A 19,032-nucleotide genomic window follows, 5' to 3' on the forward strand; every position below is an offset into this window, starting at 1 on the left:
GGGTTTTTGAATACAAAATGTTTTAACATATTGATTCATTGACAAAGATATTTTCAATGAGTCTAATAAAAAAAAAATACCCTCTAAATCAGTTATAAACACTCATAAAGTCGATGAAATGCACTTTTTGTTCTTTAACAGAATTCTTGTTAAAAAAAAACGTTGAATATATCGGTAAAATAATGTATTTCATCGAGTTGAAATTCATTTTTAGACTAATCGAAATTAAGTTCTCTAAACTTTTTACCAATGAGCAAACTGAGTTTTTGCTTGTAGTCTTCAATAAGCCATTCTTTATAGTTTTTACTGCAATGACTTAAGCAGCTGGCATATTTTCTCATGCGCGATTCAATATCATCACCTAACAATTTAGCCAATATGCGGGCTGAGTTGATATCTGTTGTATTTTCAACACACATGAGCGCATGTTGTTCTAATGATTTTTCGATGACCACTTTTGAACGCAAATTGGCTGCAATTGCTTTTTTGTGTTCTTCTTCAACATCAAAGTCTATCACGGCCGTTTTAGCAAACTTGGCTCGGAGTTCTGGAGGCATTTGATATCTGAAATTATGTTCAATTTCAGCATCATCTCGCAAGCTCTCAAGGTATAACTCAGGCGCTTTAAAGATATGCTGCCAATTAACCGGATCACTCCAAAGACCAAATCTTGCAGCATTATTCCCCAAATCGATAACTGTAAATTCATCTTTGTTTTGCAGTTTTCTTGATCCACGACCAATCATCTGAAAATAAAGTGTTAATGATTTGGTTGCGCGATTAAGAATAATACTTTCAACAGTAGGTTCATCAAATCCGGTGGTCAGAATCCCAACAGAAGTGAGTACTGCATTGGGTGTTTTTTTAAACCACTCCAATATATCACGCCGTTCATCTGGTCCGGTTGTGTTATCCAAATGCCTAATATCAATTCCAGCTGCTAAAAAAGTATCGTAAACGTATAATGATGTGTTGATTCCGTTATTGAAAATCAATGTTTTCTTGCCTAATGATTTTTCGGTGTAAGCATGCAACAACTTTTCTTGCATCACCATATTTGAATACAAATCATCTGATGATTTTACGGTATAATCGCCATTGATTCCTACTTTAAGTGAAGTCAAACCAACCTCATAACTATACGTAGTTGCTTTGGCCAAAAAGCCTTTTTCGACTAAGGACGCAATAGTATCACCAACTATAAGTTCATGATAATTTTCATACATTGGCAATTTAATGTTGGAACTCAATGGTGTAGCAGTAACACCGAGAATGAATGAATTGTCAAAAAAACGCAACAACTTTCTAAACGAATTGTAGTGCGCTTCATCAATAATCATCAATCCAATATTGTCTAAATGAAACTTTTTGTCGTTAATGCGATTCTTGAGCGTTTCAACCATTGCTACAAAACAGTCAAAATCATTTTGATCTGGCAAATCTTTAACCTTGCTGTTGATGATTTTGTTGGTCACACCAAAACCTTTGAGCATCTGCGAAGTTTGCTTACACAGCTCAATTCTATGCGTGAGCACTAAAACTTTCTTGTTGTGCTTGGCTAAATAACGACGTACAATTTCAGAAAAAATAACTGTTTTTCCTCCGCCTGTGGGCAACTGATACAACAAATGATGGTTGTGTGGCGCGTGATCAATTCGCTGAAAAATAGCGTCAATATCACCTCTTTGGTACTCATAAAGTTCCTTAGGCTCGTCTTCAACAAGGAGTTCGGTGGCGCGCAGCGTCATATCAGTTTTGAATAATTTTGCAAAAGTACACCTAAAAAAGACTTGTTAAAGATTTTTTTTGGGGTTTGTTGAAAATTTTTAAAGTCGTTCCATGATTAGTTCAAAAGCAAACAAATTTGGCCAGTTTTGCCTTGAAATTTCTAGGACAGCAGCTTCTACTCTATCTCGATAATTTGCAGTTAATCCATTTTCGGTAAGATAGGTTATAAGTTGCCCAAACGAACTGAGAAAACTTTTATAAAAAGCATCCGAGGTTTGCGGTTTTTGTTTTGAATATTTGAGCATTACTTCAAGATTAAACAACATCAAATCAGATAATAAAAAAGCATCCATACCTAAATTTATAAAGTGTTTTATGCTTTTTTGCGCTATTGATCGTCTGGTTTTGGGTTTTCGGCGTTTGGTCGGGAAATATTCATTGAGAATTTTAGCTTTGGCTTCATCTATCAATTTATCTTCATTGGGTTTAAAAACAAAATCATAATAAACTTTTACCAATGGGAATTTCTCATATAGTTCAATGATTTGCTCTTGAAGATGCTCATTCGACAGTTGTTCCAAATATTTTTTTAACTCGCGTTTACTCATCTATAAAAAATTATACGACAAAAATACACGGGATTTTATTTTAATCGGTTGGTTTATTTAATTTTGCCTAACCATTTAATCAAACCTATTTTAAGATGAATTTATTCAAAAAAATTGCTTTTTTCGAGGGGCTTTCCCTGTTGCTTCTCTTATTTTTTGCTATGCCAATGAAGTATATTCTGGAACAACCACAATATGTTCGTGTTATCGGAATGGCACATGGCTTACTTTTTATTGCATACATTGGCTTAGCGATTTTTTGTAAATCTGAAGAAAAATGGAGCAACAAAATCTTTGCTATTATTTGTTTGGCCTCGGTGGTTCCGTTCGGAACATTTTATATTGAGAAAAAATACCTGAAAAATGCATAAAACGTTGGAGTTTATATACGGCTGGTGTTATCCTCTTTTGCGGAAATGGAATCTTGGAGATACCATAGCATCATACATGAGTTTAGCGATTAACATTGCTATACTGTGCTTTCTGGCGTATAATATTTACTTCATTTTTAGATTTTTGTTGGTTACTGTTATGGCAGTTGTAGCCAAAAAAACCAACACTCGTTTTGATGATTTACTCATCAGCAACAAAACAACAAAGTACATAGCGCATCTGATTCCGCTTTTGTTTATTTATAAGTCAGTCCCGGTGATCCTGAATGATTTTGTTTATTGGGAAACGGTCTTCGGAAAACTAGTCGGCATATACATTATCCTATTGATTCTATGGATTGTACGGACGATTTTTAACGCTTTACGCGATTATTTAAAGCTCAAGCCCAAATACAGCGATAAACCTATTGACAGCTATATTCAGGTCATAATGATTATTCTTTGGGTCATTGGAATCACAATGATTATTTATGAATTATTTGGCATAAAAGCTCAGACCTTGCTTACAACTTTAGGAGCCGTTTCTGCAATTGTGATTTTGATTTTTCGCGATACGATTCTTGGTTTTGTGGCCAGCGTACAAGTTTCGTTGAATGATATGGTTCGCATTGGTGATTGGATTACTTTTGACAAATACGGAGCAGACGGTGATGTTATTGAGATTAATTTAGCAACGGTAAAAGTGCGCAACTTTGATTATACAACCACTACAATTCCAACATATAGTTTAATTTCAGATTCTTTCAGAAACTGGCGCGGCATGCTTAATTCTGATGGAAGGCGCATCAAAAGACACATTCTTATCAGAGCCAAAAGCATCCGTTTTTTAAGCCCCGATGAGTTGCAAAACCTAAAAAAAATTCAACTTGTAAGTCAATACATTGAAACCCGACAAACCGAAATTGATCGATATAACCTTTCACACAAAATCGACAAAACATTACCCATCAATGGTCGCAACTTAACCAACTTTGGTTTGTTTAGAAAGTACATCACCAGTTACTTAGAAAATTATCCGAGTTTAAATAAAGATATGATTCTGCTTTGCAGACAATTACAACCAACAGCTCAAGGTATACCTTTAGAAATTTACACTTTTACAAAAGATAAAAAATTTGAAAACTACGAGTATATTATGGCCGACATTTTTGATCACATCATAGCTTCAATCGGCTATTTTGATTTAGAAATTTTTGAGCTTTCAACTGGTAAAGAAATTCAAAATTAGCTTATCGATCTCCTAGCCTTTCTCTAACATATTCAACTTTTGTTTTTCCGTGTGGTTTGGGTTTTCCATCATCGCCTAAACTCACCATGGTGATGGCATCAATCGTAATGATAGTTTCCCAAGTACGCATATTTCTGACTTCACATCTTAAAGTCAACGAACTTGTGCCGAATTTAACTACATCAATACCAATTTCAACAATATCTCCTTGCCTAGCCGAGCTGCGAAAATTAATTTCAGACATGTGCTTTGTGACTACTCTAGAATTTTCTAGCTGAACTACTGAATAAAGCGCAATTTCTTCGTCAATCCACGCCAATAATCTGCCACCAAACAAAGTGGCATTCGGGTTTAAATCTTCGGGTTTTACCCATTTTCTCGTGTGAAATCTCATAATACAGATATTTGTTTTTTCATAGCAAATTTAATTATCTCCTCATGATCAAAAGCCAGCTGAGGCAAGTCTGAGACATTAAACCAACAAGCGTTCAAGGCATCGTCAGCAGCCAAAGCCAGAACAGAATTATCAACCCAACCAATGTAGGCAACTGAAACTACATGCCCGCGCGGGTCGCGGTTTGGCTTCCCAAAAACTTGTAGTTGCTGCAAAGTGGCTTTAATACTCGTTTCTTCAAACAATTCCCGAGCAGCGGCAGTATCAGGATTTTCATTCTCATCAACAAAACCACCCGGAAGCGCCCAGCAGAGTTTACAAGGCTCATTTTTTCGTTGAATAAGCAATACAAACGTTACCTCTGAAGTTGCTTTGAACAAAACAATATCTACAGTTAAGAAAATATTTGAAACCCGCATAATAACTAGGTTTTAATAGTTGAAAGATTGTGTAAAAATAGTGTATAGCTTTTATTTGTCAAATGATTGAATATTAAATCTAAACTATTATATTTGCAACTTAAGTGTTAAAACGCTCTATACGAAGTTAAATTCAAAACTATGAAACACCGTTTACTATTGTTATCATTTGCATTATTAGCTATTACTGCGGGTTATTCGCAAAAAAAAGATGATGCTAAAGAAGCAAATGATACAGGTTTAGCAAAAGATTACAACAAATGGACACTTGAGTTCACAGCAGGTCAAAGTAAAGGTACACGCCCATTCACAGACGGTTATTATTCAAGTAATCCTGATCAATTATTTGGTTCTATTCGTGCCAATTCATTTAGCCTTGGTGTTCGTTACATGTTTAGTGCTAGATTTGGTTTGAAAGCTGATGTCAGCTCAGATTATTTAACCAACAATAAATCGACAGCCAGTAAAGATTTTAAATTACAACAATACCGCTTTGGACTTCAGGGGGTTGTCAACGCCTCTAGATTGTTTAATATTCAACAAGAATTAGGTAGACTTAGTATATTAATTCACGCAGGACTCCAAGCCTCAAGAGCAACTCCTAAACTGGAAGAACCCGGAGATCCTACAAGTTACTACAACAAATCTGAACTCAATTTAGGAGCAATGTTTGGTATCTCTCCTGAGCTCAGAATTTCAAAGAAGTTTTCAATCATTGGAGATTTTAGCACTCTAACTAATTTCAGACAACACTTTACTTGGGATGGTCACGTATCTGACCAGAAAAACAACTTATCAGGTCAAATGGTTATGGCTTCTTTGGGTATTACTTATTCATTCGGAAAAGATAATATTCACGGAGATTGGGCTGTTATCGATGAAGGAAAACTCAAACAAGTAGAAGAACTTGACAAACGCATTGGTGAACTAGAAACAATGATGAATGACAGTGACAAAGACGGCGTTCCTGATTACCTTGATGTAGAAAACAACTCTATTTCTGGAGTGGCTGTTGATACCAAAGGTCGTATGGTTGATGTGAACAAAAACGGGGTTCCGGATGAACTTGAAAAATACATGACCGATAATTATGTGGATAAATCAAATGTTCGGGAAACCATTGAAACAGCCAATGCTGATATGGTGAAACGTTTGATCAATGAAGGATATGTTACTACTTACTTTGATTCTAACAAAACCACGCCTACCAATGTATCTACAGAAGGAATTGATTTCATGTTGACATTCCTAAGAAACAATCCATCAGCAAGCATCAACATTATTGGTCATGCTGATGAAATTGGCAAAAGTACATATAATGACAAGTTGTCAATTGGTCGTGCTAATACCGTTAAAAATACGCTCATTAAAGCTGGAATTAACCCAGATAGACTTCACGTAGTTAGTGAAGGTGAAGATAGTTCAGTGGCTATTGATTCTGGTGATGCCAGAAGATTGGTCAGAAGAGTAACTTTCAGAGTACGCGAATAATTAACAGTACATTATTAATAACTACCCAAAACCTCCGTCTAACAACGGAGGTTTTTTTTTAATTTTAAAACAAAAATGGAAACGCGCGACACATTTTTGTTAGAATTTCGAGGTGACTCAATAGGTCAAATCAATCCCTCTTCGTCTGCCGACGAACGTTTTCAAAATCAAACGCTCAGGCCTATTTTAAAACTTCAAAACAATTTATTTATCGAAGTTTTTAGAAACCACATCAGCAAACACAAAAATGTTTTTTATACATTCTCTATTGAGAAGAAACTACAATTTATAGAAAACTCCATCCAAAAAGACATTAAATTCAGAAACGCCCTCAAAGGAATAGTGATTGGTTTATTTACTGCTGAAGAATACGCCACATATATTCAAAATTCATCAGCCCTCAACAAACGAATGATGAATATGCTGATGGAAAGACTTAAAAATCAAATACAGTTATTTGAACCTTTAAATGCAATTCAATAGACCTCAATACTAAGAAAAACTCTTGAAGCAGCACTCAAAACCTGGTGCCGGTTTGTGTTTTTATCAAATGACTCGTTTAGAAACAACTCTTTTTTGATATTTTGCTAAATAACAAACAATACATCAGCCATTATCATAAATATATAAGTAAACCGCAGTAAAAATGGCATATGTGGGATATTTTTATTAAACTTGTTTGTGCGGTGTCATCACTCACCTTTTGCTTGGTCATTACAATCCTTATTTGATATGAAGGAAGAATTTTTCAAATGGTATTCTCCGAATCTCAGTCGCGAAATTGAAATGCTCGTTTTTGGACATGCGGGTTATCCGGTCATTTTATTTCCAACTTCAATGGGCAGCTATCACGAAAACAAAGACCAGGGTTTGATTGAATCAGCGCGCTGGTATATAGAACAAGGTCTGATTCAGATTTTTTGCCCCAACAGCATAGATAAAGACAGTTTTTACAACAAACAAATTCATCCGGCGCACAGAATTCAAAACCACACTTGGTATGACAAAATGATTTGCCATGAAATTGTCGAGCGTGTTAAAAACAACACTTATTCAGGAAAAGTAGCCGTGGCAGGTTGCAGTTTTGGCGGTTATCACGCTGCTAACTTTGCCTTTCGTCATCCGGGTTATGTGAGCCATATGTTCTCCATGAGCGGCGCCTTTGACATCAAGAGTTTTATGGAAGGCTATCACGATGAAAACGTGTATTACAACAGCCCTGAAGATTATCTATATGGGCTCAACGATCACGAACTTTGGAACATGGACATCATTCTCGGAACCTCAAATTGGGACATTTGTTTTGATGCCAATTTAACACTCAGCAAAGTTTTGGCGGCACGCGATGTTCCGCATTGGTTAGACATCAGGCCCGAACGTCAGCATGATTGGCCGGTTTGGCGCGAAATGTTTCCGCATTATTTATCAAGAATCAAATTTTTCTAAATTATAAAGAATCATATTATGAAGAAAATTGGAATATTATTCGGAATGGAAGACACTTATCCGCAAGCCTTTATTGAACGGGTAAATTCAAAAAATGAAAAAGGCATCATCGCTGAGGCCGTTTCTATTGATAAAGTGGTTCAAAACCAAGGCGGCGAATACGCTGTAATCATTGACCGAATCTCGCAAGACGTTCCGTTTTATAGAGCTTATTTAAAAAATATGGCACTCACCGGAACCAATGTCATCAACAATCCGTTTTGGTGGAGCGCCGACGATAAATTCTTCAACAATTGTTTGGCCGATACTTTGGGGGTTCCGCTGCCTAAAACAGTGATTTTACCTTCGGCAGAACATCCGACTGACACCACTGCAAAATCATTCAGAAACCTCAAATATCCGCTCGATTGGGATGGCATTTTTAATTATGTCGGATTTCCGGCTTATATGAAACCTTATGCCGGCGGTGGTTGGAAAAATGTATACCGACTTGAAAACAAAGAAGAGTTTTGGGAAAAACACCGCGAAACCGGTCAATTAGTGATGTTACTACAAGAAGAAATTGTTTTTGAATCGTATTTTAGAGTATATTGTTTGGGCCGAAAAGACGTGCGCATTATGCCTTATGAACCGCGCAATCCGCACCATTTGCGTTATGTGGTAGATAATCCGGTGACCGATAAAAAACTTTTGGCTACCATTAAAGATTATACGCTGCGTTTGTGCCAAGGTTTGGGCTATGATTTTAATACCGTAGAGTTTGCCGTGCGCGACGGTATTCCGTATGCGATTGATTTTGGCAATCCGGCGCCCGATGCAGAGCTGACCTCAGTAGGTGCCGAAAACTTTGAATGGGTTGTAGAAACTTCAGCCAAAATGGCGATTGGTTTGGCCAAAAAACACAAAGCCGGAAAAATGAACCTGACTTGGGGCGATTTTATCAAAAATTCAGTCGAACAGAAATAATCAAACGCAAGCTAATTTCCTAGCCCGGATAGTAGCGGCATCCTTTTGAACCTACGAGGTTTTTGAAACCTTCTAGGTTTAAAAGATAAAGCGAATAGCCGGATAAGCTTCAAAAAAATATACACATGAAAAAGCTTCCAGTATTCACGCTCGGTGTTGAAGAAGAATACCAAATTATTGACCCGGAAACCCGCGATTTGCGCTCGCATTTATCTAAAATTGTCGATGGCGCTAAGGTTTTTTTGAACGAACAAGTCAAGGCCGAAATGCATCAATCGGTGGTAGAAGTGGGCACCAATATTTGCAAAAACGTCAAAGAAGCCGACCGCGAAATTAGGTTTTTGCGCAGTAAAATTGTCGAACTCGCCGAGAAGCAAAATTTGGTGGTGGGCGGCGCCGGAACACATCCGTTTTCGCGCTGGCAAGATCAACCGATAACTGATGATCCGCGTTATCACAACATTGTCAATGAATTGCAAGATGCTGCGCGCTCGAATTTGATTTTTGGGATGCATTGTCATGTGGGCATTGAAAACCGCGAAATCGGCTTACAACTTATGAACCAGGCGTGTTATTTTTTGCCGCATATTTTTGCTTTATCAACCAATTCACCTTTTTGGGAAGGCCGTCAAACCGGTTACAAATCATTTAGAACCAAGGTTTTTGATAAATTTCCACGCACCGGATTGCCGGAATATTTTGATCATGTAGCCTCGTATGACAAATATCTTGAAACTTTGGTCAAGACCAATTGCATTGACAATCCGAAAAAGATTTGGTGGGATTTGCGCTTGCATCCGTTTTACGATACCATTGAGTTTAGAATTTGTGACATGAGTTTGACCGTTGAAGAAACCATGTGTATTGTAGCCATTATTCAAGCGGTGGTGGCCAAATTACACCGACTCACCCAACACAATATGAGTTACAATATTTATAGATTGGCGCTGATTAAAGAAAATAAATTCAGAGCAGCTCGTTACGGAATTGAAGGCCAAATGATTGATTTTGGATTACAAAAAGAAGTCGAAACCAAATTGCTCATTGGCGAATTGCTAGAATTTATTGATGATGTGGTAGATGAATTGGGTAGCCGTGAACACATTAATTACGTACATCAAATCATGCAAAACGGAACCGGCGCCGATAAGCAATTGGCGGTTTTTGAAAAAACAGGCAGGTTGGGAGATGTAGTTGATTTTATTACTTCAGAATTTACTAAAGGTTTATAACGATTTAATCCTATATTTGCAGGGCAAATGTCTATCTAAATCCCCATCACAATGAGCGGACAATTGATCAAAGTAGCCATACTCGATATGTATAACGGCGAGCCCAACCAAGGCATGCGCTGCATTATGGACATCATTGGCCGATTCAACCAAGTGTTGACTTTTAAGGTTTTTGACATTCGTCGAAAATCAGAACTTCCAAAACTCAAAGATTTTGACATCTTTATTTCAACCGGTGGTCCCGGAAATCCTCTAGTTGGTGACGGTATTTGGGATAAACATTACTACGCATTTTTAGACCAATTCGTACTCTGGAACCAAGAAAACGAAATCAAAAAACATATGTTGCTTATTTGTCATTCGTTTCAGATGGCTTGTCAGCATTTTGGTTTGGCCGAAATTACCAAGCGCAACGGAACTTCATTTGGCGTTATGACCGTGCACAAAACCAAAGACGGAATGCGTGATTCGCTTTTAGAAGGTTTAGACGATCCGTTTTATGCGGTGGATTCTCGTGATTATCAAGTGGTTCAGCCGAATTTGAATGTGTTTGAAGAGAAAGGCGCGAAAATTATTTCACTAGAAAAAATTCGCGATTACGTGCAATTTGAACGCGCGATTATGGCGGTTCGTTTTTCAGATTACATGGTCGGAACGCAGTTTCACCCGGAAGCTGATCCGTTGAGTTTTATTGCCAACCTCAAAAAAGCAGAAACCCGCGAGAAAATCATCAACATGAAAGGGCGTAAAAAATTCAGAAATATGCTCGAAGATTTGCTCGACGAAGAAAAAATCTACAAGACCAACGAGACTTTGATTCCTAATTTTCTCAGAACTGCCATCAACGATATTCTCAGAACTAAAAAAATGCTATCCAATTAGCAATCTAAATTCGGCTGAAGATGATTGACCTATACCGCCAACTTTTTAACCAACAATTCAGCGAACAAAAATATAAGGCTTTCCAACAAGATATTGCTGATGATTTTGATTATGTGCCTACTTTTAGAATGGCCGAATCACCTTTTTTTATTTCTGAAGAACTCAAGCAACAGCTTATTGAAGGCAGTGAGCAAGTCATTGAATTTATCACACAACCCAATTTTAAAGAACTAACTGATCAAGCTTTATTGCTCAACACTCGGGTTCCGAATGAAGATGCACACACCACTTTTTTAGCGATTGATTTTGGCATTTGCGAAGAAGATGGTCAAGTAATTCCGAAACTTATTGAAGTGCAAGGTTTTCCGTCGTTGTTTAATTTTCAGCAGGTTTTGTATGGTAAATTCCAAAAACAGTATCCGTTTTTAGATGAATTTACACCATACATCACTGGCATTTCTGAACCTGAATATGCGCACATTATAGAAGAAGCCATTTGCAATGGACACGCAAAAGAAAACGTGATTTTGCTTGAAATTGAACCCGAAAAACAAAACACCAAAATTGATTTTTATTACTGCCGACGCGACCTCGGAATTCCAATCGTTTGTGTAACAGAGCTCATCAAAAAAGGGAATCAATTGTTTTATACCGATGCCAGCGGCAGAGAAATATTGGTTAAACGCATATACAACCGCGTGATTTTTGACGAACTCGAACTCAGAAAAGATTTAAAACTCAACTTTAGTTTTAGCGATGAACTCGATGTGGAATGGGCCGGGCATCCGAATTGGTTTTTCAGAATCAGCAAGTATATTTTGCCCATGCTCAAAGGCCCATATTTTATTGAAACTACTTTACTGAGCGAACTAAAAGAAATTCCTTCAGATTTAGAAAACTATGTTTTAAAACCTTTGTTTTCATTCTCAGGCAGCGGTGTTGTTTTTCACGTAACGCGTCAAGACATCGAAAACGTTCAAGAGAAAGACTTATATATTCTTCAAAAAAAGGTCAACTATATTCCCATTCTACAAGCGCCCGACGGCAAAGTCAAAGTTGAAGTGCGCGTGCTGTGTGTTTGGCAAAAAGATGCCGTGGCTCCTACCCTTTTGTGCAATTTGGTAAGACTCAGTCGCGGAGAAATGATTGGCGTAAAGTTCAACAAAGACAAAGACTGGGTAGGCGGTTCATTGGGCTTATTTAAAAAGTAACCTCAGTGCGAAACGGCTTTGAGCCCGATGATGGAACCAATCAAAGTAAGCAAAAAAAACACACGCCAAAAAGTAGCCGGTTCTTTAAAAACAAAAATACCTACCAAGACAGTTCCGAGTGCACCAATACCGGTCCAAACCGCATAGGCAGTACCGATGGGCAGAGTTTGTGTGGCCTTGACCAATAAAATCATACTAATGGTGAGCGATATTAAAAAGCCAACATACCAACCATACATCGCCCATCCGACTGATTCTTTGGCTTTGCCCAAACAAGTGGCAAAAGCTACTTCAAACAAACCGGCGATAACGAGCAACAACCAATACATCAGTGCAAATCTTTAACATCAGCTTGCGGAATTACCGAAGCAAAATCGCGAGTCAATCGCTCGGCATAATCATCGAGTAAGGCGCGCACTCGCTCGTGGCTTTTTGAGTTGACAATCAATCCGGCGTGATAATCTAAAGGCACTTTAAAACAAACTTCAGCGTCATTAAACGAAGACAAATCCGGGTGTTGGAATTTAGAAAGCGTGAGCACAATGCCCGCATACTCTTTTTTGATTTTGGGCAATTTGTAATCAGTCGTTTTGACCAAGCTATTTTCGATGGCTGCCCATTCAACCCACAGATTGATGTTTGAAGCCGCGGCCACCATTTCGGCTATATGCGCTCCGCCTACTCTAGACGAAGTTTCTAAAAAGAAAAATCTTCCGGTTTCACGACACTTAATGTATTCTGAATGCGCCGCTCCGTGTTTCAAACCAAAGCCTTTGATGACTTGCGCATTGATTTCTTGGATGGCTTGAGCGTCGTCACTTCCATAAGGAATAACGGCACTTCTAAAAATACCGCCGCCTTGAGAAATTTCCATAGGTGTAGCTAAATATTGTGAACTGATGCTGAATAAAATCTCTCCATTGAGCACCAAACTATCACAGTGATATACATCGCCCGGACGGAATTGTTCGAGCAAATATTTAAAACGATTGTTGCCCAATTCATTGATGTGTATCCAAAGTGATTCTTTGTCATGTACTTTTATGATGCCCGATGCTGAAGCCTCAGAACGTGGCTTGAGCACCCACGGGGCTGGCACTGCATCTGCAAATTGATTGATTTCGTGATCATTAAACAGTGAACAAAATTCTGGGTTAGAAATAGCGCAACTTTTAGCGCGCATACGCATGGCCAATTTATCGCGAAAATATCTACCGGTGGTTTGACCCATACCGTCAATTCGAAGATTTTCACGCAAATAAGTGGCTTTTTCTACATCAAAATCATCGAGCGCAACAATAGAATGAATTTCAGAATGACGCATCAAATTACTCACACCCAAAAGCAAATGTTCTAAATTCCAATCAGTGTCCTGCCCTTCCATAAAGAAAATCTCGTCAATGAAATCCATGGGCCAAGGCTTGTCACGCAACTTTTCTGAAGTAACTAAATATACTTTATTGCCTAACTTTTTGAGCGAAATCAAAAAATCTGCGCCTTTAAAATAGTTTGATATACAAACAAATGTTTTGGGATTTTTGCTCATAACTTAAAGATTTTCAATAAAATGAGTTAGTAAATAAGTGCCGTATGCAGAGGCGTGTTTGCTTTTTGCAAATTCATCGTCAATAAAAGCCACACCGGCAATATCCAAATGAGCCCAAGCGGTATGTTTGTCAGTAAAATACTCCAAAAACTTGGCGGCAGTAATGGCTCCGGCGTATGGTTTTCCGTGGTAGTTTTTCACATCGGCAATATCGCTGTCAAGTTCCGACGCATAGGCATCCCACAACGGAAGCGGCCACATTCGCTCACCAATGGCATCACCGGAATACTGCAATTTTTGTTGCAATTCAGGATTATTCGTAAACAATCCGGCGCATTCATAGCCAAAAGTAGCCACGCAACTTCCGGTTAAAGTAGCCAAATCAACCACAATTTCAGGTTTGAAATTTTTAATCAAATACGATAAACCATCGGCTAGAATAAGTCTACCTTCGGCATCAGTATCAATCACTTCAATGGTTGCGCCTTGGTAACTGTTGATGACATCGCTAGGATAAAAAGCATCTTTATCAACCGCATTTTCACAACACGGAACAATCGCCGTGACGCGCACCGGAAGTTTCAAATCGGCAATCAGAACCATAGCGCCCAAAACAGCGGCAGCTCCGGCCATATCTGACTTCATATGCACCATTCCGGCCGTTTTAATATTCAATCCGCCCGTGTCAAAAGTAATTCCTTTGCCCACCAAACCGATGTGTCTGAGTTTATCGCCTGTGGGCTGATAATCCATCATGATGAATTGCGGTTCTTTGGCGCTTCCTTTACCCACCGATAAAAAAGCGTCTAAACCTTCAATTTTACAGGCGGCCGCATCGAGCACACGTGTAGAAAATCCGTGCGCAGCGCCCATATCTTGCGCCCATTGCGAGAGATAAGACGGCGTTACTACATTTGATGGCAAATCGACTAATTGCATCACTTCTTTTTGAGCACGCCCAATTTTGACAGCGCGGGTAATGGTTTCAGTATGATCATTTTTAGATAAAATCGACAGCGAAAACTCTTTTTCTAAAAGCGGATGCACTTGCTTTTCTTTGAAGTGGCCTAAATGATAAGCGCCCAATGACAAGCCTGAAATAACGGCTTCAACTTGTTGTAAAGTAAATATCTCCGGAATGTATAATGCGACATTTTTGCCAAAGCGCTCTTTTTCATTGGCTGCAATGCGTCTGAAAATAGTTTTGAGCGATTGATAATCGATTTTTTTACCCAAACCAATAAACAAGTGCAGGCAATCGTATTTTTCGACCAAATAATGGGTGTCTTTTTTACCGTAAAAAACTTTGGACGGAATCGATACGCCGTGAAACTCAATCGGCACAACATTTTGAGGATTGGTTTCAAAAACCGGAATCAATACCAAACCCGAAAATGCTTCAAGGTTTTTAATTTCAATTGTTTTCATCTAAACTTTAATCTTTAGTATTGAAAAACAACCATTCAATAGCCTTCGGGAATTCGTCGCTCCAATAAGTTTCATTGTGCTTCCCAAGCATATTGATGCTGAGTTGTATTTTCATTTTGTTGGTTGCTAATTCGTTTTTTAAGAGATTTTTTTTGAATCTTTTTACGTGGTCAATCATCGTGGCGCTTTCGTCACCGCCTGCGTAAAGATAAATTTTGGTTTCTCCGGGTTCTGAAAAATCCATTTGATTGAAATTCATTTTGGGAACCACCCACAAAGACGGCGAAAAAACCATGAGCTTCCCGTAGACTTCGGGATACATCAAACCTGAAAAAATACTGACCAAACCGCCCATAGAACTGCCACCGATTCCGGTGTGTTCACGCTCTGGTTTGGTTCGGAATGCCTTATCTACAAAAGGTTTGAGTGTATCGGTAATAAATCGAATGTATTTTTTGCCCTGACCTGCGCCTAAAACGGTGTTGCCTACATTGTATTCTTTGATGCGGTCTTGATCGGCATGTTCGATGGCAATCACAATGATTTTCCCGATTTTATATTCAGACATGACGGCGAGTTTTTTATCTATTTCCCAATTGCCGTATTGCGCTTTTTCATTGAATAAATTTTGGGCATCTTGCAGATACAAAACCGGATAACGCTCAGTAGTTTGGTCATAATCATGGGGTAGCAAAGCCCAGACACGACGCGTTTTATTGAGTTGCGGAATCTCAAATTCATCTGAAATCAAATGAACCTTGGGCAAGAAATTCGATTTAAAAGGCAACCAGTTTTTACGCCATTTGTCCACGTGTTCTTTGCGCACTCCGGAATGTTCTTTGCAAGATCGATTCTCAGTTCTGTTGCCATATTTGTCAATTTCAACTTCGCTCCAATCACCTTTGGTAAATTTGTACAACAACTCATCCGGGTACGCAAAATCTGCCGGGAATTTATAATGATATAATCCGCTGCCGATTTTTTCCATCTGAAAGTTCAAATCTTGTGTATGCCATTGATTAAAATTACCGGACAAATAAACCGGTCGGTCATCATCTTCATCAGTGGTGAGTAAAATATTCAACTGAGGCTCCTGCAAATCGTGGTCAGGTTCAAAAGTTTGCTCTTGGTTTTGGGGATTCATATCAAAAATTATTCGCGTAGTAAATATAGTTTTTTAGCTTTTGAAAGCCAAGAAAAACCGATGCTTAACTTGAAGTTTTACGCATTTTTTAATGAGATGAAAATTTCTTTGAAAGATTTAGTTTTTTGGGCTTTTTGTGCCGCAGAATTGAGAATATTTTTTTTTGTCAATAATCATTGACTCCAACAAAAAAAGCACCCTTAAAGGATGCTTTGATTTATATGATTGAATTGTTTAATGTTTAACGGACAGAAGCCTGTCGAGATATTGGTTGGGCGTTTCATTGTTATAAGCACCTACTTGGCCAATAACTTTTGCATTTTTGTTCAAGATAACCAGCAGCGGGAAGAAACCGTCTTTGTTGTATTTTTCAACCACCAAAAGGTTTTGTTCAAGTTGCTGCGGATCATCAGTTGGTTCAAAATCTTGTTTGACCAAAATGTAGTCATCTTTTGCAAAGTCTTTGAACTCTGGAGATTGCAAAACGTTTTTGTCTAATTTCTGACATCGTTCGCAGTTTTCATCCGTTGAGAAAAACAACAATACCTTTTTGTTGGTCATGGATGCTTCTCGAAAAGCCTGATTGAGGTTGTTGCTCCATTCTTGGGCGGAACAATGAATAGCTATTGAGCATAAAACGGAAGTAAATACTGTGCTTTTCATATCATTTGATTTTGGCTCTGTTGTAATTCCATTTAATTGGTCACTAAAAGTATTATTTATTTTTTAAACTTTTTAATTCTATACATATTTTATTTTGCCTATAAATGAGATATTTCAGATGAAATGTTTTGATTAATTTTGTGGCTTAAGAAAACAAGCTATGACTTTTTCAAAAAAACTTTCTCCGTTTTACAATCTTGCCGTTTTTTACTTAGTGGTAAGTTTAGTACTCAGATTGGTGCTGCTCTTCCACCCGATTACACAATCATCATTTTCATTTTTTGATACTTTAAAAATATTCAGCCTTGGATTGGTTTCTGACTTTTTTGTTTTTGCAGTAGCTAGTTTTTTTTTATGGCTGTATTTGATTTTTATTTCTGATTCAAAATATTTAAAACCCTACGGTTACATCATCTTCGGATTGTTGGTTGCGTTGCTCATGTATGTTTATTTTGGCAATACGATTCTCAATGAATACGGCGGTTCACTGCCTGAAATCGGTATTAGTTTTATAGCCATCAAAACGGTTTTATTTGGATTGTTGTTGTTTTTACCCAAACATAGAAAAACCATCCGCTTTTGGCTGTTTGCCTTTGTAATGTTTTTATATGTTTTGCTGATTATTCAGAATGCCATTAGCGAATACTTTTTTTGGAACGAATTCGGTGTGCGTTATAACTTTATTGCTGTTGATTATTTGGTATACACCAATGAAGTGATTGGTAACATTATGCAATCTTATCCGGTGATTCCTATCTTTTTAGGATTGTTTTTAGTGTCTGGATTCATCACCTATCACATCGTTAAAAGCTCTAAAAACTACCTCGAAAACCTTCCAACCTTCAAAGAAAAAACACAAATTACTTTGGTTTACTTTGGGCTTTTTGCGGTTTCACTGCTGATTATTCCGTTTTTATCGAGTAAAGAAAACGACGAAAATATCTTTACCAATGAGCTACAAGCCAACGGCGTTTATAAATTTTATTTAGCGTTTATCAATAGCGAATTAGACTATTTTAAATTCTATAAAACCATACCCGAAAATGAAGCTTATGCGCTGTTAAAGCAACAATTACCTGCCATTTCAGGAGACAGCACTTTGCGAACCATCAAAAGCGACAGCACCGAAACACATAAAAATGTAGTGCTGATTACCCTAGAAAGTTACAGTGCCGACTTTTTTAAAATGTATGGCAATCAAAAAAACATTACACCATTCTTAGACAGTTTGGCCACCAAAAGCTTGTTGTTTACCAATCTTTATGCTGTTGGGAACCGCACCGTGCGTGGCTTAGAAGCTGTAACTTTATGTTTGCCGCCCACCGCAGGCGAAAGTGTGGTAAAACGCAAAGACAACAAAGACAAATGCTCTACCGGAAACATTTTTAAGCAAAAAGGTTATCAAGTAAAATTCCTGTATGGCGGCGACGCCTTTTTTGACAATATGCAGGATTTCTATTCCGGAAACGGTTATGATATTGTAGATAAAAAATCATTCAAACCCAATGAAATTACCTTTGACAATGTCTGGGGTGTTTGTGATGAAGACATGGCTAAAAAGGCCATTCAAACCATGAACGATGAAGCCAAAACCGGCAAACCTTTCTTTAATCATTGGATGACTGTGAGCAACCATCGACCGTTTACCTATCCGAACAATCGCATTGATATTCCGGGTGATGCCAAATCAAGAGACGGTGGTGTAAAGTATACCGATTTTGCCTTGAAACAGTTTTTTGAAATGGCTAAAAAGCAATCTTGGTATAACAATACCGTTTTTGTTATCATAGCTGACCATTGCGCCTCAAGTGCCGGAAAGACTGAACTTCCGCTTGATAAATACCGCATTCCTGCGATGATTTTTAGTCCAAAAGATATTCAAGCCAAACAATACAACCAACTCATGTCACAAATTGATGTAATGCCTACGCTGTTTGGTTTGTTGCATTTTAATTATCAAAGTAAATTCTACGGTCAAGACGTGTTGCAAGCTGATTACAAACCACGCGCTTTTGTGGCGACTTATCAAAATTTAGGATTGATCAAAGACAATGTTTTAACCATTTTATCGCCCAAACAACAAGTAAAACAATTGCAATTGAATTTGATTCCCGATGCAAAGTTGGCGCCTCATTTTCAGTTGTATTATGATGAAAAACCTTTGGATAAACCCCGAAAAGATTTAATAGATCAAACTGTTTCGTATTACCAAACAGCCTCAGATATTTTGAAGAAGAAAAAATATCAAAAATAA

The 19,032-nt window shown here is 37.9% G+C and carries 19 protein-coding genes; 10 read left to right on the forward strand and 9 right to left on the reverse strand.

Going from position 1 to position 19,032, the window contains the following annotated elements:
* Positions 1-215: 215 nt before the first annotated feature.
* Both KIH23_RS06125 and KIH23_RS06130 read right to left on the reverse strand, forming a co-directional pair.
* Positions 216-1,748: a DEAD/DEAH box helicase gene (locus KIH23_RS06125; protein WP_213212047.1), complete on the reverse strand. Its 1,533-nt coding sequence runs from the start codon at positions 1,746-1,748 to the stop codon at positions 216-218.
* Positions 1,749-1,826: 78 nt separating this feature from the next.
* Positions 1,827-2,336 (reverse strand): DUF6155 family protein, encoded by a 510-nt coding sequence (locus tag KIH23_RS06130; protein ID WP_213212049.1) that lies wholly within the window; start codon positions 2,334-2,336, stop codon positions 1,827-1,829.
* 95 nt (positions 2,337-2,431) lie between these two features.
* On the opposite strand from KIH23_RS06130, the gene KIH23_RS06135 reads away from it, so the two are divergent.
* Together KIH23_RS06135 and KIH23_RS06140 are read left to right on the forward strand one after the other, a co-directional pair.
* Positions 2,432-2,707 carry a DUF3817 domain-containing protein gene (locus KIH23_RS06135; RefSeq protein WP_213212056.1) on the forward strand — a complete coding sequence of 92 codons (276 nt, stop codon included), beginning with the start codon at positions 2,432-2,434 and terminating at the stop codon, positions 2,705-2,707.
* Positions 2,700-3,956, forward strand: a complete 1,257-nt coding sequence (locus KIH23_RS06140; RefSeq protein WP_213212058.1) for a mechanosensitive ion channel family protein — start codon at positions 2,700-2,702, stop codon at positions 3,954-3,956. Before KIH23_RS06135 ends, KIH23_RS06140 begins: the two co-directional genes overlap by 8 nt.
* A gap of 1 nt (position 3,957) precedes the next feature.
* Here KIH23_RS06140 and KIH23_RS06145 read toward each other — a convergent pair whose 3' ends face one another.
* Both KIH23_RS06145 and KIH23_RS06150 read right to left on the reverse strand, forming a co-directional pair.
* Complete coding sequence (locus KIH23_RS06145; RefSeq protein WP_213212060.1) at positions 3,958-4,350, reverse strand: acyl-CoA thioesterase; 393 nt, start codon at positions 4,348-4,350, stop codon at positions 3,958-3,960.
* Positions 4,347-4,769 carry an NUDIX domain-containing protein gene (locus tag KIH23_RS06150; protein WP_213212061.1) on the reverse strand — a complete coding sequence of 141 codons (423 nt, stop codon included), beginning with the start codon at positions 4,767-4,769 and terminating at the stop codon, positions 4,347-4,349. The genes KIH23_RS06145 and KIH23_RS06150 overlap by 4 nt, the downstream gene beginning before the upstream one ends.
* A 141-nt stretch (positions 4,770-4,910) precedes the next feature.
* On the opposite strand from KIH23_RS06150, the gene KIH23_RS06155 reads away from it, so the two are divergent.
* The 7 genes from KIH23_RS06155 (at position 4,911) to KIH23_RS06185 (ending at position 11,997) form a co-directional block, all read left to right on the forward strand.
* The gene (locus KIH23_RS06155; RefSeq protein WP_213212063.1) at positions 4,911-6,260 is read left to right on the forward strand and encodes an OmpA family protein; all 1,350 of its coding nucleotides are present in this window, start codon (positions 4,911-4,913) and stop codon (positions 6,258-6,260) included.
* A 75-nt stretch (positions 6,261-6,335) separates the two neighbouring features.
* Entirely contained in the window at positions 6,336-6,743 is a 408-nt protein-coding gene (locus KIH23_RS06160) for a glyoxalase (RefSeq protein ID WP_213212065.1), read from the forward strand.
* Positions 6,744-6,992: 249 nt separating this feature from the next.
* Positions 6,993-7,706: an esterase family protein gene (locus KIH23_RS06165; protein ID WP_213212067.1), complete on the forward strand. Its 714-nt coding sequence runs from the start codon at positions 6,993-6,995 to the stop codon at positions 7,704-7,706.
* 18 nt (positions 7,707-7,724) lie between these two features.
* On the forward strand, positions 7,725-8,672 hold the full coding sequence (locus tag KIH23_RS06170; protein ID WP_213212069.1) for a RimK family alpha-L-glutamate ligase: 948 nt from the start codon (positions 7,725-7,727) through the stop codon (positions 8,670-8,672).
* Between the two features lie 125 nt (positions 8,673-8,797).
* Positions 8,798-9,904 carry a carboxylate-amine ligase gene (locus tag KIH23_RS06175; protein WP_213212072.1) on the forward strand — a complete coding sequence of 369 codons (1,107 nt, stop codon included), beginning with the start codon at positions 8,798-8,800 and terminating at the stop codon, positions 9,902-9,904.
* Positions 9,905-9,955: 51 nt separating this feature from the next.
* A complete protein-coding gene (locus tag KIH23_RS06180) occupies positions 9,956-10,786 on the forward strand; it encodes a type 1 glutamine amidotransferase (RefSeq protein WP_213212075.1) in 831 nt (276 codons plus the stop codon).
* Between the two features lie 20 nt (positions 10,787-10,806).
* Entirely contained in the window at positions 10,807-11,997 is a 1,191-nt protein-coding gene (locus KIH23_RS06185) for a hypothetical protein (protein ID WP_213212077.1), read from the forward strand.
* A gap of 2 nt (positions 11,998-11,999) precedes the next feature.
* Here KIH23_RS06185 and KIH23_RS06190 read toward each other — a convergent pair whose 3' ends face one another.
* The 5 genes from KIH23_RS06190 to KIH23_RS06210 all read right to left on the reverse strand — a co-directional run bounded on the left by KIH23_RS06190 (position 12,000) and on the right by KIH23_RS06210 (position 16,778).
* Complete coding sequence (locus tag KIH23_RS06190) at positions 12,000-12,326, reverse strand: DMT family transporter (protein ID WP_213212079.1); 327 nt, start codon at positions 12,324-12,326, stop codon at positions 12,000-12,002.
* Entirely contained in the window at positions 12,326-13,543 is a 1,218-nt protein-coding gene (locus KIH23_RS06195; RefSeq protein WP_213212080.1) for an acetyl-CoA carboxylase biotin carboxylase subunit family protein, read from the reverse strand. Before KIH23_RS06195 ends, KIH23_RS06190 begins: the two co-directional genes overlap by 1 nt.
* A 3-nt stretch (positions 13,544-13,546) precedes the next feature.
* On the reverse strand, positions 13,547-14,971 hold the full coding sequence (locus KIH23_RS06200) for a leucyl aminopeptidase family protein (RefSeq protein WP_213212082.1): 1,425 nt from the start codon (positions 14,969-14,971) through the stop codon (positions 13,547-13,549).
* A gap of 7 nt (positions 14,972-14,978) precedes the next feature.
* Positions 14,979-16,115 carry an alpha/beta hydrolase gene (locus KIH23_RS06205; RefSeq protein ID WP_213212084.1) on the reverse strand — a complete coding sequence of 379 codons (1,137 nt, stop codon included), beginning with the start codon at positions 16,113-16,115 and terminating at the stop codon, positions 14,979-14,981.
* Between the two features lie 234 nt (positions 16,116-16,349).
* Entirely contained in the window at positions 16,350-16,778 is a 429-nt protein-coding gene (locus KIH23_RS06210) for a thioredoxin family protein (protein WP_213212086.1), read from the reverse strand.
* A gap of 160 nt (positions 16,779-16,938) precedes the next feature.
* Between KIH23_RS06210 and KIH23_RS06215 the strand changes: the two genes are divergently transcribed.
* On the forward strand, positions 16,939-19,032 hold the full coding sequence (locus KIH23_RS06215) for an LTA synthase family protein (RefSeq protein WP_213212088.1): 2,094 nt from the start codon (positions 16,939-16,941) through the stop codon (positions 19,030-19,032).

Origin of the sequence: Flavobacterium sp. CYK-55 (genome assembly GCF_018413465.1) — a bacterium.
GTDB lineage: Bacteria > Bacteroidota > Bacteroidia > Flavobacteriales > Flavobacteriaceae > Flavobacterium.